Raw genomic sequence first — 19,683 nt, 5'->3', positions numbered from 1 at the left:
GAATCCCGGTGCCCGAAGTCCCGTCGCCGGGACGGTGGATCCGGTGAAGCCGTTACACGGCCAGTGGTCGTCATCTGACGAACCACGCGCATCTAGATAGGCTCACCGCTCCCTCTGACAGCATGATGTGGCGGCCAGGCGTTGACCACGGACAGAAGCATGAGCTCGGCGGCGTGACGTTCACTCGGGAGGCTTGACATCATCGGGCCCATTACAGAAGGCCGTCTACTCCTAATTCCAGACGAGTCTGTTCCCCTTCTAGAAACAGACATCACGACGTCGAGGACCGACGACCGCTAAGGGCCACTTGCGGACTCATGCATCGCAGCAAATGGCTTCGTCATTCGATAACTTCGTCGGCGCGAGCAACCAGTTTCGCCGGGATATCGAGGCGAAGGGCCTTCGCCGTCCTAAGATTGACGATCAGTTCGAATTTCACCTGTTGTAGAACGGGGACATCTCCGGGCTTAGCTCCTTTAAGTATCTTGTCAATCATGTTGGCCAACTGCCGCCCAGTTTCTCCAAGATCAACCGAATAGGCCAAGAGTCCACCGGCATCCGTGAACTCCCTAAACGGGTATATGGCGGCGATCCGGTGTTCGGCGGCAAGTCCCACTATCTGTGCACGATTGGAAATGTGCTCAGCTTCAGTGGATACGACGATTGCATCGACCTGCTCTTGCGCCATCGATCCGAATACGTCCCGATATGCTGCCGGGCCTATAGGACTTGCCAGCAATGCGCCTTCAAGCGAAATCCTCAACTGTTTGGCGGCCTCGCGGACGGCTGGCCCTTCCACCCTGTCCCAACTTCGCCGTGACGCAAGGAAGCGGGCGTTGGTTAGTCGTGGTCGAGCCTCGCTAAGAACTTCGAGACGCTTTCCCCAGATTTGTAGTCCTGCATCCACGCTAACGCCAGTGATGTTTCCTCCCGGTCGGGCGATGCTAGGCACAAGCCCGACGAAAACCGGATCGGCCGAAGTGGTAACGATTGGGATTGTTGCCGTTGCTGCTTTGAATGGCTCAGTTAGCTGACCTCCGATGGAAAGTATAACGTCGGGCTGGGTTTTGACGACATCACGAGCTAACTCAGCGTAGTGATCAGATACTCCTTGGCCAGAATACCGCTCCACCAGGAGGTTCCGGCCTTCGACATATCCTAGCGCCGCGAGTTGCTCGAAAATACCTCTGAAAAAGCGCCGACCGGCTAGGGTCATGTTTCCAACGTTTTCGGTTGGATGAACCATCGCAACGCGCTTCAATTTTGTTCGCTGCTGCGCGTGCACACCGAGAGCCCACATTGCAGTGGTGGCGAGCCCTGCAACAAAGCCGCGCCTTCGCATACGCCCCTCACGCTGTCAGGACATACTTTTCGCACCGCACCTTAGCACACCGTATCGAGACAGGGGCATGTCCCAGTTGGGTCAAAAGCAGTAAAGTTCAACCGAGCAGATGCTTTCCGCCTGGCCATCAACAGCTGACATCGCCTTTATGAGTACACCCCCTGACACCCATCTGATTCTCTCGATTGCGGCCTGTGAAGATGCTATGAACGCCGCCCAGTGTTGCGAAATGAGCTCGTTCCATGCGCCGACTAATAACGCGCCGGGCTTGGCTGACTAGCGGCCTCGCATTTCTCTCGGCGACCATCGCGACCGCTGAAGAAAGGCGCCGCTGGCGCGTGGGATACCTCGATTCCGGGAGAGCCACCGTTGGCGCGAGTACTTTGAGAGGCGCGCTTCGCAGGAGCTCAAGGACTCGTTGAAGCGGCGCGGCTATCGCTGGAACGACGGCAGCGACGGCAGGCCGAAGTCCTGGTTCAAAGATGTCGAAGAGACCGCTCTCGAGGACGAGATCGCGTTCCTGCGGACCCAGATCTACATGCAGGACGTCGAGCCCGGCGTGCAGAGGCTGACCGCCTTCACCCGGTTCTCCGGCCGAATTTGAGCGGTCTTGCCGGCCTAGCGACCAAGGCGCTTCTCGACGCGCTTGCGGGAATTTCCGACCTTCTTGACGGCCTTTTTCACGGCCGACGCCGAGCGGCCGGTCTTCTTCGCTTCGTACCGGACTTCGTAGTCCTGTCCCTTGGCAACCCGGGCCCGGTCCTGTTTGCGTCCACGCGCGGTTTTCTTCTTCGCTGCCGCCATCGGCTCCTCCATTTGGAAAACTGTGGCGATGCAACGCCGCAAGGAATCGCCGGTTCCGGAAACGAATCCGGCCCGTCCGGATTGAGTCCGCCAGTTGTTGCGTTGGAGTTCGTGCGTGGCGTTTCAGCGGCGTAAACCGGCGGCGATCGGCTTCAAGGCGCCGTTTCCCGGCTTCGTAGGACCGGCTCTGGCGTCCTCGATCGTGCGAGTGCCGTCCGGCGCGAGATGGATTCACGAGATCAAGTTCGATGGCTATCGTGTCCAGGTCCATTTGGCCAACGAAGCCGTCAAAGTCTTCACCCGTCGCGGCCACGACTGGACCAACCGCTTCAAGAAGGTCGCCGACGACGCCTGGCACATCAAGGCCGGCTCGGCGATCGTGGACGGCGAGGTCGTGGTCCCGGCCGCCGACGGCACGACGGACTTCTCGGTCCTGCAGAACGAGTTGAAGGGCAAGTCCACCAGCATCGTCCTGGTCGCCTTCGACCTGCTGTACCTGAACGGGCGCGACTTGCGGAAGCTTCCGCTAATCCAACGAAAGGCAGAACTCAAGAAGATCATCGCCGGCACCGAGATCCAGTTCAGTGAAAGCTTCGAGATCGAGGCGCCGACATGTTCGCCCATGCCTGCAAGATCGGCCTGGAGGGCGTGGTCTCCAAGGTCCGCGACAGCGTATACCCAGCGGGCGGGGCAATAACTGGTGAAGAAGACCTGCGCGCAGCGCGAGACGCTGGCGATCGCCGGCTTCGCACTCGACGAGGGGAAATGGGACGGGATCTATCTCGGTCGACGGAAGGGCGACGATCTGGTCTATGCCGGCAAGGTCGATCACGGCTTCGACAAGGTCTCCGCCGCCGAGCTTCAGAAGCGACTAAAACCGCTGATCCGGAAGACTCAGCCCTACGCAAAGCGGATTGCGCACAAGGGCATCTGGGTCGAACCGAAGTTGCTTGCGGAGATCGAGTATCGCGCCAAGTCGGCTGAGGGCAAGGTACGACATCCCTTCTTCAAAGGGATTCGCGAAGACCTTTGATTTCGAGCCAGGACACGCTGCAGTGCCGGGAAGAACGGTCGATCTTTGACCGCCGGCCCTACAGCCGCGAGCATCCATTCGGATAGCATCGTGGGCAAGGCAACCTGGAGTTGCAGGTCGAGTTTCGTCGTGACGAAGAGTTCGTCGCGGGCGATTCCGCTGGCGCGCAGCCCTTCGCCGACGCCGCGCTCGTTGGCGTAGGCCTGGGCCGTGTCGATATGGCGGTAGCCGATCGCTATCGCCTGCTGAACGAGGCCGGCGACATCGCCGTCATCGATCATCCAAGTGCCGCATACCACTTTGGGAATTCGCACGCCGTTGCCAAGGGTGAAAGTTTCCTGAGCAATCATTGGTTCTCTCTCAACGTTGGGGATCTGCGCCCGTCGGCGTCAGGCAGCGCATGTTCGCCGAAAGTACCGAATGGAAGATTCCGTGGCTGCCAGGGGTCCTTCCCAACATCGTTGCCATCGCAGCGGCGCACGCGGAACGAACCCTCTTTACCCGCTTCATCCCGGCCAAGACGCCCGGCGAGGCCAGCGGCATGTGGCGCCGCTACTACGAACGCTGGAGTTCGATGAAGCTGGAGCGGCTCGGCCCGGAGATGATCGATCTCGTCCCGGATCTCGCCCGCTTCGTGTCGCCCGCGCGCACCTTCGAAAAAGCAAGTCTACTCGCCGTGGACAGGGACAGACCTGCACACGCAACTTCGCTGCGCCGGTGTCGACACTCTCATCATCTCGGGCGGCGAGACCGATGTCTGCGTGCTCGCGACCGTGCTGGGCGCGATGGACTGGGGCTTCCGGGTCGTTCTCGCGACCGATGTGCTCTGCAGCTCCGCCGACGAGACGCACGATTCCCTGATGAACGTCTACACGAACAGGTTCGGCCAGCAGGTGGAGTGCGTCACGACCGAAACCCTTCTCGCCGCCTGGCCAGGCTCGGCACGGCGATGGTCATGAGTTCCTATCTCGTCCAGATCCTGCTGCCCAAGGAGACCGGCGAGGGCGAACCGGTCTCGCAGGAATGGTTCGAGCAATTCCTTTATGAGCTGACCGAGAAGTTCGGCGGCGCCACCAGCTTCGTCCGGGCACCGGGTCAGGGCCTGTGGCGCAGCGGCGGCGAAACCGAACGGGACACCGTCGCCGTCGTCGAAGTCATGTCGGAACAACTCCAGCGGGACTACTGGCGCTCGCTGCGGGCACGACTCGAGAAGGAGCTTGTCCAGGAGGAGATCGTCATCCGGGCGCAGGAAATCACCCCGTTGTGACGGCGCAAGGAACGGTCGCCGGCGCCGGTCGTTGCAGTCCAAACCCAACCCGGAGGAAGCCATGGGATTCTTCACAAAAGACATCAAGACGCTGAACGACCTCTTCGTGCACACGCTGCAGGACATCTACTACGCCGAGCAGCAGATCGCGAAGAACCTGCCGGATATGATCGAGAAGGCGACCGACCAGACGCTAAAGAACGGCTTCGAGACGCATCTCTCGGAGACCAAGGACCAGATCACGCGGCTCGAGAAGGTGTTCCAGATGCACGGCGTCGAGGCGAAGGGCGTCGACTGCCCGGCGATCGACGGCATCCTGAAGGAGGCCAGCGATGTCGCCGGCGACGTCGACGACAAGCAAGTCCTAGACGCCGCTCTCATTGCCGCGGCGCAAGCCGTGGAGCACTACGAAATCACGCGCTACGGCACGTTGATCGCCTGGGCGAAGAAGCTCGGCCGGGACGACTGCGCTTCCGTCCTGCAGCAGAACCTCGACGAGGAGAAGGCGACGGACCAGAAGCTCAACAAGCTCGCTCTGAGCGACGTGAACCAGAAGGCGGCCTGATAGGCTCTCGACCTCGCCCCCTTACCTCTTGGATCGAACGGCCTCGCGCATCCGCGGGGCCGTTTTTGCTCCGGCGGAGAGGCGCAAATTATCCCAAGTCTATCGCGGAACTGCCTCAAGTTTGGGCTGTTTCGAGATTCACAACATTGTCCGTTTCTTAGGTGTTTCCGGTGCGTATTCTCGTCGTCGAAGACGATCCCCTCATCCGCGAGTTCGTCGTCGAAGTTCTCCGAGAAGAAGGCTTCGACGTGATCCACGCCGCCGACGGCGAGCAGGCTCTCGCATGGTGCGGCCGCCAACCCGCCGACGTGCTTGTCACGGACGTCAAGCTGCCGGGCGGAATCGACGGCTGGGAGATAGCAGAGCGCTGCCGCGAGCAGCATCCCGATCTTCCCGTGATATATGCGACGGGCTTTTCCCCGGTCGCCCCGCGCCCCGTGCCGGGTAGCTTGATGCTGCAGAAACCCTATCACCCGGAGCGGATCGTCGAGGCCATCCGGGAGGTGACGAACGGCCGGGCGTCGCCGCCGGTCTAGCTCCTGCCGTTGCTTCGATTGGTGAAGCGTGCATTGCCCAGCCCGGTGCCGATGGTCAAAACGCCCCAACGCTTCACTTCCTGCATGAACGGCATCTCGGAAAGGCCCTGAACCACACCGTCGTTGTGCATGACGATGGCGGCATCGTGCGCGCCGATCTGCGGGATCGCGTCGACGAGACTGGCGGGCAGGTTGAACTTGCTGCTCTCCCAATTGCCCGGCAGGTTCTGCGCACCCTTCTCGATTGAGCCGTCGCTCTTGATGACGCCCGGACACGCAATCCCGATGAAGGGCGCCAGCTTCAATCCTTCCTTGTCAGCCTTCGCGATGAGGTCCTTGAGCATTTTGACCAGGCGCTTCACGGCCTGTTCGCGGCTCGGCTCATCGTCGGCATGGCGCCACAGTTCGGACTTCCAGACGCACGCCTTCGCGAGGTCGGGCGATTTCTTGCGGCGGGTCTCGACCACCCCGCAGCGGATGTTGGTGCCGCCTATGTCGACGGCGAGGATGGAGTCGTGGCTTTCGAAGATCCAGGAAGGCGCGAGGTGAAGGGCACCGATCAGACCCGCGTCGTCGGGGTGGTTGCGGATCGGGAGCATTTCGATCTTGAAGTCTTCGGCCTTCAGAATGATCTCGGTGCGGGCGATGGCCAGTTCGCCAAGCCGGCTGTCGCGGAAGCCGCCGCCTACCACAATGCGCTCCGTCTTCTCCCAAGCCTTGGACTTGAGGAAGCAGCGTGTGACGTGGGCCAACTCCTGGGCGAACTCCTCGATCGCGCTGTGAACGACCGCCGAAGCCTCCGTATCGTCGCCGACAAGGATCCCATCGAGCACTTTCTTGCTGATGTTTTCCGACGGCTCCTTCCCGAACGGATCCTCGCCTGACTTGCGCAGAGGCTTGCGCCATTTCTCGAGGATGTCCCGGAAGGCGCCCTTGCTGGCGCGGTCTCCGATGAATCCTTCGTCGTCCTTCAGCTCGATGTTGAAACTGTCGATTTCCACGGACGGAAGGCGCGAAGCGCCATGGGCCGCTATTCCCGTGGTCGTGACGACTTCGTCGGACAATTCCACCCCTCCGCAACTCACCTACGGGTCGTCAACCTCAGGCGCGCAGCGCGGTTCCTAGCTCGGCTTCGCCGGATGCAGCATGCGCGGATGCCGGTCGTGCAGCAAGCGAGCGAGCTCCTCGCGGTCGCCTACCCGGCCTTTCACCGCCGTCTCGAACAGCGCTTCCTGTATCTCGCGCGGCATGTCACCCCACACGTCTAGGGCGGCCCGCCCCAGCAGCGCGGCGAATATCTCCGTCTTATCGTTCATCCGCTCTCTCTGTAGTTGGAAACGGGAACCGCCGAACGCCGTCGGCGTTCCTCTGCCATCATTGCGAAAGGAGAAATCGGTCATGGGCTTCTTCACAAAGGACATCAAAACCATGGATGACCTGCTCATCCACGGCCTTGAAGACATCTACTACGCCGAGCAACAGATACTGAAGGCACTGCCAAAGATGATCGACAAGGCCACCAACCGAGACCTCGTCACCGGCCTAAAGAACCATTTCGAGGAAACGAACAAACAGGTTGAGCGGCTCGAGAAGGCGTTCGCGAAGCTCGGCAAGGATCCGAGCGGCACCAAGTGCCCCGCCATCGACGGCATCATCAAGGAGGCCGACGAGACGGCCGGCGAGATCGAGGACAAGGCCGTTCTGGACGCGGCCATCGTCGCGAACGCGCAGGCCGTCGAGCACTATGAAATGTGCCGCTACGGGACGCTGATCGCCTGGGCTGAAGAGCTGGGCCACGACGAGATCGTGCGCTTCCTGACCACCAATCTGAACGAGGAAAAGGCGGCCAACACCAAGCTCAACACGGTCGCTCTGCGCAAGGGCGTCAACGCGAAGGCCTCGACCGCGGCCTGACGGCAAGTGGAGCATCAGAAGGGCCGGCTTCGCGGCATGGTGGGCCGGCCCTTCTCGCGAACGGCCGTCCGTCGGCTCGATCTCGTCTTGCGTCGCCCATACCAGGCCGCGACCGAGACCGCCAACCAGGCCAGCGACGCGCCGACGAACGCGCCGGCGATACTCCGTTCGACAAGGAGCCAGAACACGACTGCGAAAGCGAACATGCCCGCGGACCCCAGCGCGGCGCCGGCGGAGTCGAGCGCGGCCGCCATCTGACCCCGTCGCTCCCCGGAAAAGCCCGCCTCGCGCTTGCGGCGGATTTCGTGCTTTTCGATCAAGGTGGCGCTGGCGCAGAAGATTGCGGGCAGCGCGAGGAAGAGACCGCCGATCGAAGCGCCGTATCGGCCGCTGATGAGGCCCGTGAAAACCGTCGCAGCGCCGCCGAGCGCGAAACGGATGACGTACTCATACCAGCGCCCCTCCCGCAGCGAGGATGGCAAGACGCGAATGGGCGACATCATGCCTGACCTCCGGCGACGGCCCACAGGCCGAACGCCGCGGCGAGCCAGACCACGATCGACATCAGGGTCGCGGGCAGAGCCCTCACCCGCGCCCGAACGAGAAGCCGGCAGACGAAGAGGCTGTAGACGGCAAGCGCGGCGGCGCCGGCCATCATCGATCCCGTCTGGACGGCGGCGTAGTCGGCGCCGTGCTGGTGGATCGCCATGCCTAGCGTGGCGAGCGCGACGGAAGGTGCGGCCCCGAACAAGCCGGCGAAGCTCTTCGGCCTCAGGAGGTCGCCGAGCATCGCGAAGGCCGATACCACCGCGCCGCCCACCAGAAAGCGGATCACGTATTCGCTCATTTCGGCTTCTTCCAAAGCTTCGCGAGCGGCCCGGCGGCACCGTAAACCGGGTCCTTGCGCGGGACCGCCACCTTCGGAATCGTCTTGAGCGCTCGCGGACGATCCTCGACCGCCGTGCATTCGTCGTAGGTGCCGGTTGCCGGATAGGCTCCCACGACGAGGAAGTCGTCGTCCGCCGACAGGCACTGGTGACCGGTCCCGGCGGGCAGAACCGCGACGTCGCCGGCCTTCAGCGTGTACGTTCGTCCCTTGTTGCCGCCGAAGCGGACCCGCCCCTTGCCTCGCGCGATGCCGAGCACCTCGTGGATCCGGGAGTGATAGTGCACGTAGTCGTAGATGCCGTCGCGCCAGCTACCGCCCCATCCGTTGGCTTCGAACAGGTCTTCCATCACCGCGGCGGGATCGTGTTTCCCGGCGAGGTCGATCGCCTTGCGATAGATGATCAACGGCCATCGGGGGTGATTGGGGACCAGACCGTCGTCCTTGAAGCGAACGGTCGCAGGCTTCCGCTCCCGCACAAGATCCGGCGCTCCTTTCTTACCGGGGCGCCGTAGGCCAGTTGCGCGCTCCGCATACTCCTTCAGGTCCTCAATTATCGGCATTGCGGTTCTCCATCGATCCGTCGGCGGCATATCCGGTCCACAGGCGAAGGATTCACTCCAGCAAGGCGCCGAGCGCGAACCCCGCTACGACGTCGCTCGCCCAGTGCGCCAGAACGGCTACGCGCGTGAGCGAGAGACCGATCGCGAGCGCGCGGATCGCCCGGCGTGGACCAGGCGGCAGCGGTCCGACAGCGGACGCCAGCGCACCCATGTGCAGCGCATGCCCGGAAGGAAAGGCATCCTCGCGCTTCCCGGAGAACGAGATGCCGTGGACGTGCCCGAGCACGGTCCTGCGATCGGGGCGGGTCTGGTCGAACAGAGACTTCATGCCGTGGGGCAGAAGCGAGGCGGCAACGGCGACCAGCAAAGCGTGATTGCCCACCCGGCGCAGCGCCTCGCCCTGCGTTCGGGTCGCGAGCCAGCCTGCCGCTGCGAGAGGCCACGAGAATCTTCTCGTCGGCTCCCCACGTAAGCCCACGCGCGACGATCTCTGCTCGATGATCGGTGTTGCGAGCGACCGTCCGCGCGATCCGCACATCTGCTTTCGTGGCCTGACAGTGACAAGAGCCATTGCTTCGTCCGGTAGGATAAGTCGAGTCCATTTAACGCCGGAGACAGTTCCCGGTTCGCTTCGGCGCGGAGGAACCATGCATTCAAGCCCTTGTTGAAAAAGCGAATTGGAGGTCCGATGAAGAAAAGGATGGCGCGGAAATCCTTGCTGACCTTGGCCGCGATCGTGGCCCTAGTTGCGGCCGCTGGGCTATTCCTGATGAGAGGCCGCGATTCCGGGGCGGTACATGCGGATTTCGGCGTCACGACGGACAGCGCCGCGGCGGCGGCCGGCGCCAGGGTCCAGCCGACCGATCCTCCTCTCAAGGTCGAACCCAAGTAGTCCAAGCCCTTGTCCTCGTTCGCTCCCTAAATCGGCGGGATCGCCGCGCTCCTCGCCTCGCTCTCCTACCTGCCGCAGGTCCGGAAGGCCTGGCCCCGCGGGTCCACCGGCGACCTCTCGCTCGGCATGCTGTCGGCGCTCACGCTGGGTCTCGGGCTATGGGTCATCTATGGCGCTATCCAGGGCGACTGGGTGATCGTGCTGGCCAACGTCGCCGGCGCTACGCTTGCCGGCATCGTCCTCGGCTGCAAGATTCGCGATCTGATGGAGGCCGCATAGCCTCTATGGCGACCCGATAATCCGCCGACTCAGTCACATTGGACACGGCACAGGTCTCTTAGGTCAGATTCGCCTTTGTCGGGAGGCCGCATGCGGCGGACCTCGTCGGCGAAAACGGGCCGCCCAGCGGGAGGGCGGGTCGGGGCCTTCCCTTTGTCGCCCTTGTCGTCGGCACGACTTTTGCCACCCTTGCGCCCACGGCAAGCCCGCTCCTGCTGCTGTCCGATCGAAAGGGCGTATGTGGGCTCCGCGGCCGCATCAGACGGCCGGGCGCCCTGCGAAGCTGACCGCGTCTCGGGACGCAGGAACCGGCCTATGCCTTCGGCGTCCGGAGGCATTCATGAAGGAAGCTCGAAAAGCGGTCGGCTGGAATCTCGCCGCGACCCTCGGACTGCTGGCCGTGGCCTTCGTGTGGGATCGGATCGCGCCGATCGAGACGACGGCCCGGCCCAGCGAAGACGAAGCGTTTCCCGCGAAAGAGGCGGCCGACCGGCATGCCACGCCCGCCGACCTGGCGACCGAGGGCGGCGATCGCGGACGGCATGCGACCTCGCCGTCGGAAATTCCCGCCAGAGGATGGAAGGACATCCTTTGGCGGATCTACGGCAACATCGGCGAGCACCGCATTCTCGCGCTCGCCGCCGGCATCACCTACTACAGCCTTCTGGCGATCTTTCCGGCCATCGCGGCGCTGGTCGCGATCTACGGGTTCTTTTCCGACCCCGGCAGCATCGCGAAGCATCTCGACGACGTCTCGGGTTTCATTCCCGGCGGGGCCGTGGATGTGGCGCGCGATCAATTGACCCGCGTCGCGGCCAAGGGCGACCGGACCCTCGGCTTCACCTTCGTTATTGGTCTCGCCATTTCGCTCTGGAGCGCCAACGCCGCCATGAAGTCTCTGTTCGACACCTTGAACATCGTCTATGGGGAGGAGGAGAAGCGCGGTTTCGTGAAGCTGAATGCGATCTCGCTCGGCTTCACCGTCGGCGGAATTGTATTCGTGTTGGCCTCTTTGGGCGCCGTCGTCATCATCCCCCTGGTGCTACAGTACGTCGGGCTGTCGAGTGCGGCGGACCTCCTTGTCCGGATCGGTCGCTGGCCCGCCCTCTTCGTCGCCCTGGCCTTCGCGCTGTCCTGCATCTACCGGTTCGGACCGAGCCGCGAGGCGCCCCGGTGGACCTGGATCACCTGGGGCAGCGCCGCCGCCACGGTCCTGTGGCTTGCAGCTTCCGCGCTGTTTTCCTTCTACGCGGCCAACTTCGGCACCTTCAACGCCACCTACGGGTCCTTGGGCGCGGTGATAGGCTTCATGACGTGGCTCTGGATCTCGGCCATCGTGATCCTGCTCGGCGCCGAGCTCAACGCGGAGATGGAGCACCAGACCGCGGGCGACACCACCACCGGACGACCGAAGCCGCTTGGAGCCCGCGGCGCCAAGATGGCCGACCCGGTCGGCGTAGCGCGGGAGGCTGCCTGAAGGCCGCACAGGTGCCGAAAGCTCCAGGAGCCGCGTTTCCGCCGACGTGGACTACAGGGCCGCAGACCGCTCGGCTCCTAGGTTGCGGGCCTGTTCTCAGAATCGCCGGGCAAACCAAATCCCTGAGACGAAGGCTCCGAGCAGCGACCCCAGCGGTGCCTCCATCGTCACCGAAGACGCTGAGCCAATTCCTCCGCCGACTTCTGGAGGTCCGCGTGTTCTCCTCTCTCTTTTTTGCCCCGGGACGGACTGTGGGCTTCGGTCCCGAGCCTGGAGGCTTCGGTCATCGCCGCGATTTCCGTCGCATGCAACTCTACTCGGTTTGCGTCATAGCAAGCGTCGCCGGCGCTCTTCAGTTCCTCGGAGAGATGCGACAGAAGGTCGTCAGTCGCCGCCGACGTTCAAGACAGGAACCAAGCCCCAATCGCTCCGTTGGAAATGGCCTTTTTGGATGGCCCGATGTCAAAGAACGATGATCTTCGCTACTCGCCCAGCGAAAACGCGGTCCATACCGCGATCGACTTGAAGATCATCATCACTGGCGCCGTCAGCGCGGACACGACGATCTCTGCGATAACTCCGGCCGAGGTTCGCAATGCCCCGCCGAATTGGCGTCGCTCCGAGACTCGTATCCACACGAGGAGCAGGCGACGCGAGTGGGTCGGCTGCGATCGAGTCGAGGACACCGCGTGATCACTCACGCAAGACCTCAGCGCGGCGACACAGCCGCCGGAGAAGGGGAGATCGCCTACTTGCCGCTGAGAGACAGGCTCATGTGGGTGACGACGTCGTCCCAAGCGTGCTCTTCTTCGGCGGGATAGTTGATCAGCACGCAATGAACCAGCCACTCCGAGAAATTGCACCGGTCGTACCAAACCTTGTCGCCCTTGTAGCTGGAAACCGCGAAGAAGCGCGGTGTCACCCGCTTGTACTGGATGCGGGAAGGCGGGTGCTTCTTCGCGAGAAAGGCGGCGGGTGAATCGTTCGCGAGGTTGGGCGCGGCCTGGATCGTGAGATCGGCGCGGCCGTCTGCGGTGCGGAATCGTTGCCCATACCCGTCGGGTCGGCCGGCTTCTTCCGTGAAGATCGAGGAAGGGAAATCCACCGAGGTGCCGGTCTGCGGAATGGTGTACCTCGTCCATCTCGCCGAGACCGTCGATGTCGAGGCAGCGAGTGCCAAGGCAAGAGCCACCATCATTGCTTTCATCGCATGTCCCTCCGGATCTCGTTCCACTGAACCGGCGGAGCCCGGTCCGTGACCCTTCCTTCAACGCCGACTTGACCTCACGTACCGGCCAGCTTTCGCCGTCCGCTATCACGCGGACCTTTGTGTCTCGGCCGACCAGCACGTGAGAACTCAGATCATCGTCAGTTGGCATGACGACGATTTCCGTCTCGGGCTTCCAGTTCAGCGTCAGATCGAGATCGCCAGGGAAGATCTGCCAGCGCGAGCCACTCTCAAGCTCGACGATGTGGCTCTCGGAATGCGATCTGATCTTCATCGCGCGTGGCCGCGCTACTTCTGTCCCGATGGAGCTTGGGCGTTCGAATTGTTCGGGTTCTGCTTGTTCGCTTCGTGATGTCCGACCGCGCATCCCGCCGCAGCGCCCAGCTTGCCATGGCCCGCCATGTGGCCGGCGACGCCGCCGACGATGGCGCCCTTGATGCATCCTTTGGCTTGCGCCGGCGACGCCAGGGCGAGTACGGACAGGCAAGTGATGGTCAAGATCGTTTTCATGATCGTTCTCCGAGTTGAGACACTTCGGAGAATCAAGTCGCACGGAGGATCGCCGTTCCGTTCGGGCAGCCGATGGTCGCGGAATGCCCGGTTCGCCGGACCGGAACTTCCCATTCATCCGCCGACCGCACGTGGCGCGCCTGCTCACCCTGGTCCGCCGTGCCAGATCGCTCTCGATAGCCGGCCGCTCTTTCTTGATGCGCCCGCCTCGCTCGATCGAAGGCCTCCTCCGCCTTTGCGATCGCCAGCCAGAGGTGCGCTCGACGCAAGGCGCGCGATGGAACGGCCAAAACCTTCGGCCGTTCGCAGACTGATGTGAGTCTTAGGTTTCGAGGAGCCGCCGGTGCAAATACTCGTCGTGGAGGACGACCCCCTTCATCGGCGAGCTCGTGGTGGAGGCCTGCGCGAGGAGGGCTACGAAGTGGTCCATGCGGCCAATGGCGAGGAAGCGCTGGCATGGTGCGGGAGATGAGTCGCCGACGTGCTCGTCACCGACATCAGGCTGCCCGGGCGCGTCGACGGCTGGCAGATCGCCGAGCGCTGCCGCGAGCAGGATCCCGAGCTCGCCTTGATATACGCGACCGGCTTCTCGCCCGTCGTGCCGCGCCCTGTATCGGGCAGTCTGCTCAAGCCCTATGATCCGGCGGAAATCGTGAAGACCGTGAAGACAATTAGCAGGCGAGCTTCGCCGAATTGACAGCAGATGCTCGCTTTCGTCACGGGTGGCTTGGCGCACGCTGATCGTGCTCATTTCGCCGGCGGACGCAACGGCCCTCCGCCTATTTGCGGGCCGTCGGGTCGTGCAGCGGCTCGTCGTCGCAATTAGTGCAGACGTACCGCAGTCGCCCCGCCAGAAGCTTCGTCGCGCAAAGCCTTCATCAGGCTGCCGCACGCCGGCACGCCTTTCGGACCGGATAGAGCACTGCCATCTGATTTCCCCCGCGCTGGCAAGTCTACGTCCGTCCCCGTTGCGATCTCAAGTCGGCAGCGGAAAGTTGCATGATCACAAGCGTTGCTTGACTCCGCGACCGTAGGGTACTCAACTTCCGGCAGTGACGTTGTGGGGGTGAGCCATGGAGCAGGAGTTCTACCTAGGTCTCGCGCAGCGGGTCCGGGTCATAGCCGAGAGGGCCGATCCGTTCACCCGCCGTCGGTTGCTGGATCTCGCCAAGCGCTACGATGCGAAAGGCCGGCCGGCCTCGCGATCCGGGGCGACCGAGCGGCCGTTGCCGACCCCGCGCACCACGCCGCCGGCTTCCATCTTCTCCGGACCTGGCGAGGCCTGACGCCCGGCAACGACAGCCATCCTTTGGAACGAATGACGTCTGCAGTCGCCGAACTTCGAATGGCCTTCTTAAATATCCGAGCGCGTTGGGAAGTTCATTAAGCGCTCAACGGATGCTCCATGAAGAAGCGCAACATTTCCCTCGTCGCATCCGGTCCGCGCGGGTCGGTGTAGGAGCCCGCAGGGCTGCCGCCCGACCAGGCATGCCCGGCACCGTGGACACTCCAGTGCTCGGAGATGTCTCGTCCCTGCGCAGTCGTCAGGATCGTTCGCGTATACGAATGCCCGTCCGGCACTCGCCCGCGAACCACCTTGGCTTTCCGGCTCTCAGCTTCGCCGAGGCCATCGACAACCCGGTCGCCGTTGTCGGGATGCACGGTGGTGTCGCGGTCGCCATGAAACACGATGGTCGGCACCGCAGAGCAAGCCTTCACGGTAGCTACGGGCGCACCGCCCTGCCGCATCGCGGTCAACGCAGAGGAAAGATCGCTGGCCGCCCCGCACGCCAGGCCCGAATGGACGCCGACCGCAGCGTATAGATCCGGATAGGTCGCCCCCATGATGGCGGCCGCGGCCCCGCCGGCTGAAAGGCCCGCAACGTAAACTCGCTTTGGATCGATGCCGTGATCGCGCATTATCTGGCGGGTGATGCCCGCGATCAGCGAAGGTTCGCCGTCGCCCCGCTGCTGGTCTCCGGCCCGAAACCAGTTCCAGCATTTCGCCTGGTTGGCTCCGTGCGGCTGCTCCGGATAGACCACGAAGCAGTTCTGCTCTTCCGCCAAAAAGTTCATCCGGGTGCCCGCCGCGAAGTCGTCGGGCGACTGAGTGCAGCCGTGAAGCATGACGATCAGAGGACGTGGCGGCGCGGGCGCGCGGCTCGGGATGAACAGCTTGTAGGTCCGGCTTCCCGCAGCGTTGCCGAAGGTACCTTCGATGAAGCTTGCACCATCGGGCACGATGTCCGACGTGGACGGCGGAGCGCGCCTGCTCAGGCCGCGCAGTCCGAGCCCCGCAAAGTCTTTCACGCCCGTGAGCGGCGCGGGACGTCTGTGTCCGGGGATGGACGCATGCTCCGTGGGCCGTCCGCCTTTCCTCTCCTCGACGACGTGGGCCTTCACGTCGAGGGTCGGCGGCTCGAGCCTCGCAGGCCCGACTCGGACTGCGCGGCCCATCGTTCCCGAGGACGCGCCTTCTCCGCGGAGCATGCGTTGCAGGAGCGCGGCCGCCTTGACCAATCGACCCGCCCGCGTGAGGCGAGTGGCCTCATTAACTATGCTCTGATCCAACATCGCATCACCTCGTTCTGTCGGCGAGAGCGGCCTTGACCGCGGGAGTGGCATGCAGGGCTCCAAGCACCGAGACGGAAGCAATGGTGGCGCGGGCTAAATCAGGCGTGACGTCATGGTCGATGGTCGCCAGGCCGAGAACGTTGATGTGCAGCATCTCGCCAGCTCGCTGGGCCGCTTCGAGATCCTGGCGCGTGTAGTTTCGCAGCCCTAGGTCCAGACTCTTCCGGGCCGTGGACTGCTTGACGACGTCCCCATGCCGTTCGAGCTGGTTGCGGATGGCCGTCCGGATGAAGTCGGTCCTGTTGGAATAGAACCCCTCCTGCACCATCAGATCGACATGACCGAGATCGACGTAACCGATGTTGATCGTGATCTTCTCGGTGTCCGGGGGCTTCGGCCGGAGTTCGCGGACATTGTCAGCCATGAGTGAGTTCCAATTTAATGTACCATCCCTTTGGATGTTTTACGGATGGTATATGGAGGTGCGATGGAGTTATTCAAGAGGCAAAGCCATCAGCAGGCCGGCGCCTCATCCTTGTCAGCCTGGTCTCGATCCGAAGGCTGTTCAGCTTCGCGGTCCGGTGCCGAAACCTGGTGCCACGCATTAGGACCAACTTGAACCGGCCCGCAATCAGCATCTGCAGGATCAGCGACAGAGCGTCCCAAGGGATCCCGATGTTGCCCTGGATGCCGACCGGACCAACAGTGAGCGAACCGAGCGCGATGCAACGCCCGCAAGGATTCGTCGGTTCCGGAAACGAATCCCGCCATAACGGCTTTGAGTCCAGCGGTTGTAGCATTGGAGTTCGTTGCGTGGCGTTTGAGCGACGTAAACCGGCCGCGGTTGGCGTGAAGGCGCCGTTCCCAGGCTTCGTAGAACCGGCCTTGGCATTATCGATCGAAAAGGTGCCGTCCGGAGCGCGATGGATTCACGAAATCAAATTCGACGGCTACCGCGTCCAAGTCCATCTGGCGAACGAAGCCGTGAAGGTCTTCACCCGCCGTGGTCACGACTGGACTAACCGCTTCAAGAAGGTCGCCGACGCGGCTTGGCACATCAAGGCGGGGTCGGCGATCGTGGACGGCGAAGTCGTAGTTCCCGCCGCGGACGGCACGACGGGAACGAACTGAAAGGCAGGTCGACCAGCATCGTACTGGTCACCTTCGACCTGCTGTACCTGAACGGCCGCGACCTCCGGAAGCTGCCACTCTTGCAGCGCAAGACCGAACTCAAGAAGATCATCAACGGCACCGAGATCCAGTTCAGCGAAAGCTTTGAGATTGAAGGCCGCGAGGTGTTCGAGCACGCCTGCAAGATCGGATTGGAGGGCGTTGTCCCGGAAGACACAGCCGTACGCGAAGCGGATCGCCCACAAGGGCATCTGGTGGAGCCGAAGCTGCTCGCCGAGGTCGAATATCGGGCCAAGTCGGCCGAAGGGAAGGTCCGCCACCCGTTCTTCAAGGGATTGCGGGAAGACATGCAGTAGCATCCTTCGCGCTTTCGCTGCGGCGAATCCTCATGGATAGCCCTTCGCCGTGCGAATGGCCCCGCCGAACCGGCCAAGCCTCGGCGTCCTCGGGCAAGCGTGTATCGAAGCTCCGGACAGTAATCCGAGAATGATCGATCATCTACTTGAGCGCGAACGAAGAAACCATACAGGTGCGATGAGGACTTCGAGGTGCGCCGGTCCCTTGCAACGAGGACGCGCGGCCTTCGATCAGGCGCGCCCCGATTCCACCAATCGTACTGGCCGAAGACGTGCTCGCTCTATCATGTTATCGATAGCGCCCCGCTTCACGGATACAGCTTCCAAACGGGCCACGTCGCTTTACGGGTTTTCGACGCACGGGCGACACGCCGTGAACTAGATAGCCCGACGGCTTCTGCCTGCGACCAGCCCGTAAACGAACAGTACGATAATCGCACCGACAACGGCGCCGACTAGCCCCGCTCCTTCGCCGGGCCGATACCAGCCGAGCGCCTGACCGAGATAGGTGGCCACGAACGCTCCTACGATTCCGAGGATCGTGGTCAGAATGAAACCAGTCGGCTCGTTATCGCCGGGCATGATGAATTTCGCGATGACCCCTGCGATGAAACCAATGATGATCGTCCAGATGATGCCCATGTTTTCCTCCAAGTGCGCGTTGCGTTAGCCAGCCGACGAAGAAGGAAGCCGTCCGTCGGGCGTGTATTTGTCCACGGCTGTCGGCAGCTCGCGGGACAAGCGGTCAAGTATCTCCTGCTGCGACAGTCCGGTCTGCTGTTCTAGCTTCTGCAGGACATCCGGACCGATCGCCTGCTTAAGTTCAGTCGGCGTGACCTCCCGGTTCGGCCCGTGATCGACCCAGGACTGCGCGGCGTCACCCTGACCGTTCTGTTTGAAGTGCTCGAGAAGTTCGCCGATCCCGCCGTTGAGCAGCGAACCCACGCCACCGCCGCCGCCGAGGCCGCCCAAGTTGCCGAGCATGCCGCTTAGCGAGTCCTTGTTGCCTGCCGCCGGCTGCCCGGAGGTCGCGTTGCGAAACATCTCCGTCAGCTTGTCTCGATTCTGGTACCCGGCGATAGCGAGCATGCCCAAGAGGGCAGTCATCGATGGCATTCCGCGGCTCATTTTCCGCTCCTGTATTCGATTGTTGTCGCGTGTAAAAAAGCGACCCGCCTTGGAGGCGGGTCGCCGACTGGCCTTACCGTACGCCTGCACCGTAGAGTTGGCGCTCGCGGCGGACCTCGTCCGCCCCGTAAGGTTGCGCCGCCGGATCGTAGCTCTTCCAACCCGACTTCTGCCAAGCCGCGGTGCGGTTGCGCAGATTGACGGCGGATTGGTCGAGGATCGCTTCGTACCGCGCACGATCGCCGTCGGGAACGCGGGCCGAAACCATCGTGCCGCCGCGCCTTACGCCCTCGGCATAGAGAGGTGCTTCCTCCTCGGAAACGCCCGCTTGCGTCAGCGCACCGACGACTCCGCCCGTTGCGCCGCCCGCGACCGCGCCCAGCGCCGTCGAGGCGAGCCATCCCGCCGCAACCACCGGGCCCAGGCCCGGTATCGCCAGTAGCCCGAGGCCCGCGAGCAGACCGGCAGCGCCGCCGAGACCCGCGCCGACGCCGGCACCCGTGGCGGCGCCTTCGGCACGGTCGTCGACACCATCGCGGTCGCGGTCAACCTTCTTGTCGCTGCTGTACCAGTTGTCGGAATTGTTCGCGACGATACTCAAGTCCGAATGCGGCAGACCCGCTGCTTCGAGGTTCGTCACCGCGCGCTGCGCGTCGGAGTAGTTGTCGTATAGACGTGAAATCGTAACGGTCATTTTGAGTCCTTCTGTGTTAGCTGCTGCGCTCGGTTACTTCGCCGCGTTGACGTTGCCCTGGAAGTCAAGGCTGACGTTGGTCGATGCGCCGCCCTTGCTGGCCTTGCCGCGCCACACGCCGTTGTCGTCCTTCTTCAGGCCCGTGACATCGGTGTAACCCGCCTGCTCGATCTTCGATTTGGCCTGGCCCTCGGTGAAGCTGTTGGCCCCCGAAACCGGTTTGTCGGAATTGTTCTGGCCGGAACTGTTGACCGCGTTGTTGTTTGGGCGGTCGGTCGCCTGCGGATTTTGCGCGAACGACGGACCCGTCAGAAGCGAAGCGGCCGTCAGCAGCAGAAGAAGTTTCTTGTTCATGTCGTCCTCCAGTATTGGCCGGGCACAACATGTGCTGCGCCCAGAGGTTCCAAGTTTTCACGGTTCGGATTGACGCAGCACTCAGGCCGGGACGCCGGCGTCGCGAAGCCGTCGCCGCGCCGACGTCGGAGATGAGACCCATGGCTGCTG

At 63.0% G+C, this 19,683-nt stretch carries 27 protein-coding genes and 3 pseudogenes; 13 read left to right on the top strand and 17 right to left on the bottom strand.

The features are described from left to right. Positions 1-340 precede the first annotated feature (340 nt). On the bottom strand, positions 341-1,261 hold the full coding sequence (locus WN72_RS05525; RefSeq protein ID WP_167381174.1) for an ABC transporter substrate-binding protein: 921 nt from the start codon (positions 1,259-1,261) through the stop codon (positions 341-343). Between the two features lie 484 nt (positions 1,262-1,745). On the opposite strand from WN72_RS05525, the pseudogene WN72_RS05520 reads away from it, so the two are divergent. Then, positions 1,746-1,946: pseudogene (locus WN72_RS05520) on the top strand (3'-5' exonuclease); the annotation flags it as partial. Positions 1,947-1,960: 14 nt separating this feature from the next. Here the strand turns inward: WN72_RS05520 and WN72_RS05515 are convergent. Further along, a complete protein-coding gene (locus WN72_RS05515; protein WP_028133503.1) occupies positions 1,961-2,146 on the bottom strand; it encodes a DUF3606 domain-containing protein in 186 nt (61 codons plus the stop codon). A gap of 115 nt (positions 2,147-2,261) precedes the next feature. On the opposite strand from WN72_RS05515, the gene WN72_RS47710 reads away from it, so the two are divergent. Further along, on the top strand, positions 2,262-2,843 hold the full coding sequence (locus WN72_RS47710) for an ATP-dependent DNA ligase (protein ID WP_244553998.1): 582 nt from the start codon (positions 2,262-2,264) through the stop codon (positions 2,841-2,843). A 3-nt stretch (positions 2,844-2,846) separates the two neighbouring features. After that, the gene (locus WN72_RS47705; protein WP_244553999.1) at positions 2,847-3,179 is read left to right on the top strand and encodes an ATP dependent DNA ligase; all 333 of its coding nucleotides are present in this window, start codon (positions 2,847-2,849) and stop codon (positions 3,177-3,179) included. A 170-nt stretch (positions 3,180-3,349) separates the two neighbouring features. On the opposite strand, the pseudogene WN72_RS46625 reads toward WN72_RS47705, so the two are convergent. Further along, positions 3,350-3,460: pseudogene (locus WN72_RS46625) on the bottom strand (aldo/keto reductase); the annotation flags it as partial. Positions 3,461-3,579: 119 nt separating this feature from the next. Here WN72_RS46625 and WN72_RS47700 point away from each other — a divergent pair. The 3 genes from WN72_RS47700 to WN72_RS05485 all read left to right on the top strand — a co-directional run bounded on the left by WN72_RS47700 (position 3,580) and on the right by WN72_RS05485 (position 5,547). After that, positions 3,580-4,446 carry a hypothetical protein gene (locus WN72_RS47700; RefSeq protein ID WP_430640410.1) on the top strand — a complete coding sequence of 289 codons (867 nt, stop codon included), beginning with the start codon at positions 3,580-3,582 and terminating at the stop codon, positions 4,444-4,446. Positions 4,447-4,507: 61 nt separating this feature from the next. Continuing rightward, entirely contained in the window at positions 4,508-5,011 is a 504-nt protein-coding gene (locus WN72_RS05490; RefSeq protein ID WP_092220319.1) for a YciE/YciF ferroxidase family protein, read from the top strand. Positions 5,012-5,181: 170 nt separating this feature from the next. Then, positions 5,182-5,547: a response regulator transcription factor gene (locus WN72_RS05485; RefSeq protein WP_092220392.1), complete on the top strand. Its 366-nt coding sequence runs from the start codon at positions 5,182-5,184 to the stop codon at positions 5,545-5,547. Here WN72_RS05485 and WN72_RS05480 read toward each other — a convergent pair. Both WN72_RS05480 and WN72_RS05475 read right to left on the bottom strand, forming a co-directional pair. Further along, positions 5,544-6,611 carry an ROK family protein gene (locus WN72_RS05480; protein WP_092220394.1) on the bottom strand — a complete coding sequence of 356 codons (1,068 nt, stop codon included), beginning with the start codon at positions 6,609-6,611 and terminating at the stop codon, positions 5,544-5,546. The genes WN72_RS05485 and WN72_RS05480 overlap by 4 nt on opposite strands. A 57-nt stretch (positions 6,612-6,668) precedes the next feature. Further along, a complete protein-coding gene (locus tag WN72_RS05475; protein WP_092220396.1) occupies positions 6,669-6,863 on the bottom strand; it encodes a hypothetical protein in 195 nt (64 codons plus the stop codon). Positions 6,864-6,945: 82 nt separating this feature from the next. Here WN72_RS05475 and WN72_RS05470 point away from each other — a divergent pair, with 82 nt between their 5' ends. Beyond that, positions 6,946-7,461 carry a YciE/YciF ferroxidase family protein gene (locus tag WN72_RS05470; protein WP_092220321.1) on the top strand — a complete coding sequence of 172 codons (516 nt, stop codon included), beginning with the start codon at positions 6,946-6,948 and terminating at the stop codon, positions 7,459-7,461. A gap of 14 nt (positions 7,462-7,475) precedes the next feature. Here WN72_RS05470 and WN72_RS05465 read toward each other — a convergent pair whose 3' ends face one another. The 4 genes from WN72_RS05465 to WN72_RS47585 form a co-directional block, all read right to left on the bottom strand. Further along, on the bottom strand, positions 7,476-7,961 hold the full coding sequence (locus tag WN72_RS05465; protein ID WP_092220398.1) for a hypothetical protein: 486 nt from the start codon (positions 7,959-7,961) through the stop codon (positions 7,476-7,478). Beyond that, the gene (locus WN72_RS05460) at positions 7,961-8,308 is read right to left on the bottom strand and encodes a DUF3147 family protein (protein WP_092220323.1); all 348 of its coding nucleotides are present in this window, start codon (positions 8,306-8,308) and stop codon (positions 7,961-7,963) included. Before WN72_RS05460 ends, WN72_RS05465 begins: the two co-directional genes overlap by 1 nt. Next, positions 8,305-8,754, bottom strand: coding sequence for a cupin domain-containing protein (locus WN72_RS05455; protein ID WP_430640411.1), 450 nt, complete (start codon positions 8,752-8,754; stop codon positions 8,305-8,307). The genes WN72_RS05460 and WN72_RS05455 overlap by 4 nt, the downstream gene beginning before the upstream one ends. A 208-nt stretch (positions 8,755-8,962) precedes the next feature. Continuing rightward, positions 8,963-9,292 carry a phosphatase PAP2 family protein gene (locus tag WN72_RS47585; RefSeq protein WP_347337503.1) on the bottom strand — a complete coding sequence of 110 codons (330 nt, stop codon included), beginning with the start codon at positions 9,290-9,292 and terminating at the stop codon, positions 8,963-8,965. Between the two features lie 306 nt (positions 9,293-9,598). Here WN72_RS47585 and WN72_RS05445 point away from each other — a divergent pair, with 306 nt between their 5' ends. The 3 genes from WN72_RS05445 to WN72_RS05435 all read left to right on the top strand — a co-directional run bounded on the left by WN72_RS05445 (position 9,599) and on the right by WN72_RS05435 (position 11,558). Next, a complete protein-coding gene (locus WN72_RS05445) occupies positions 9,599-9,802 on the top strand; it encodes a hypothetical protein (RefSeq protein WP_092220327.1) in 204 nt (67 codons plus the stop codon). Positions 9,803-9,832: 30 nt separating this feature from the next. Beyond that, positions 9,833-10,081: a SemiSWEET family sugar transporter gene (locus WN72_RS05440; RefSeq protein ID WP_092220329.1), complete on the top strand. Its 249-nt coding sequence runs from the start codon at positions 9,833-9,835 to the stop codon at positions 10,079-10,081. A 238-nt stretch (positions 10,082-10,319) separates the two neighbouring features. Next, a complete protein-coding gene (locus WN72_RS05435; RefSeq protein ID WP_245003226.1) occupies positions 10,320-11,558 on the top strand; it encodes a YihY/virulence factor BrkB family protein in 1,239 nt (412 codons plus the stop codon). Positions 11,559-12,306: 748 nt separating this feature from the next. On the opposite strand, the gene WN72_RS05430 is transcribed toward WN72_RS05435, so the two are convergent. Together WN72_RS05430 and WN72_RS05425 are read right to left on the bottom strand one after the other, a co-directional pair. After that, a complete protein-coding gene (locus WN72_RS05430) occupies positions 12,307-12,765 on the bottom strand; it encodes a hypothetical protein (protein WP_092220338.1) in 459 nt (152 codons plus the stop codon). Positions 12,766-13,074: 309 nt separating this feature from the next. After that, complete coding sequence (locus WN72_RS05425; protein WP_080133286.1) at positions 13,075-13,296, bottom strand: hypothetical protein; 222 nt, start codon at positions 13,294-13,296, stop codon at positions 13,075-13,077. Between the two features lie 481 nt (positions 13,297-13,777). Here WN72_RS05425 and WN72_RS46615 point away from each other — a divergent pair, with 481 nt between their 5' ends. Both WN72_RS46615 and WN72_RS05415 read left to right on the top strand, forming a co-directional pair. Next, positions 13,778-13,993 carry a hypothetical protein gene (locus WN72_RS46615; RefSeq protein ID WP_244554001.1) on the top strand — a complete coding sequence of 72 codons (216 nt, stop codon included), beginning with the start codon at positions 13,778-13,780 and terminating at the stop codon, positions 13,991-13,993. Positions 13,994-14,369: 376 nt separating this feature from the next. Then, positions 14,370-14,582, top strand: coding sequence for a hypothetical protein (locus tag WN72_RS05415; protein ID WP_080133287.1), 213 nt, complete (start codon positions 14,370-14,372; stop codon positions 14,580-14,582). 97 nt (positions 14,583-14,679) lie between these two features. Here WN72_RS05415 and WN72_RS05410 read toward each other — a convergent pair whose 3' ends face one another. Then, the gene (locus WN72_RS05410) at positions 14,680-15,870 is read right to left on the bottom strand and encodes an extracellular catalytic domain type 1 short-chain-length polyhydroxyalkanoate depolymerase (RefSeq protein ID WP_092220342.1); all 1,191 of its coding nucleotides are present in this window, start codon (positions 15,868-15,870) and stop codon (positions 14,680-14,682) included. A 4-nt stretch (positions 15,871-15,874) separates the two neighbouring features. Further along, positions 15,875-16,294 carry a CopG family transcriptional regulator gene (locus tag WN72_RS05405; RefSeq protein ID WP_092220344.1) on the bottom strand — a complete coding sequence of 140 codons (420 nt, stop codon included), beginning with the start codon at positions 16,292-16,294 and terminating at the stop codon, positions 15,875-15,877. A gap of 389 nt (positions 16,295-16,683) precedes the next feature. Between WN72_RS05405 and WN72_RS05400 the strand changes: the two are divergent. Continuing rightward, positions 16,684-17,357 (top strand): annotated as a pseudogene (locus tag WN72_RS05400) (ATP-dependent DNA ligase). Positions 17,358-17,735: 378 nt separating this feature from the next. Here the strand turns inward: WN72_RS05400 and WN72_RS05395 are convergent. From WN72_RS05395 to WN72_RS05380, 4 genes are all read right to left on the bottom strand, one after another. Continuing rightward, positions 17,736-17,999 carry a GlsB/YeaQ/YmgE family stress response membrane protein gene (locus tag WN72_RS05395; RefSeq protein ID WP_075968316.1) on the bottom strand — a complete coding sequence of 88 codons (264 nt, stop codon included), beginning with the start codon at positions 17,997-17,999 and terminating at the stop codon, positions 17,736-17,738. Between the two features lie 24 nt (positions 18,000-18,023). Further along, entirely contained in the window at positions 18,024-18,485 is a 462-nt protein-coding gene (locus WN72_RS05390; RefSeq protein WP_092220346.1) for a YidB family protein, read from the bottom strand. Between the two features lie 73 nt (positions 18,486-18,558). After that, entirely contained in the window at positions 18,559-19,179 is a 621-nt protein-coding gene (locus WN72_RS05385; protein WP_092220347.1) for a hypothetical protein, read from the bottom strand. Positions 19,180-19,212: 33 nt separating this feature from the next. Then, a complete protein-coding gene (locus WN72_RS05380) occupies positions 19,213-19,533 on the bottom strand; it encodes a PepSY domain-containing protein (protein ID WP_092220348.1) in 321 nt (106 codons plus the stop codon). Between the last annotated feature and the right edge of the window lie 150 nt (positions 19,534-19,683).

The organism is Bradyrhizobium arachidis (genome assembly GCF_015291705.1).
Classification (GTDB): domain Bacteria; phylum Pseudomonadota; class Alphaproteobacteria; order Rhizobiales; family Xanthobacteraceae; genus Bradyrhizobium; species Bradyrhizobium arachidis.
Note: the sequence above shows the minus strand (reverse complement) of the source record. Positions and strands in the feature narration are given on the sequence as shown.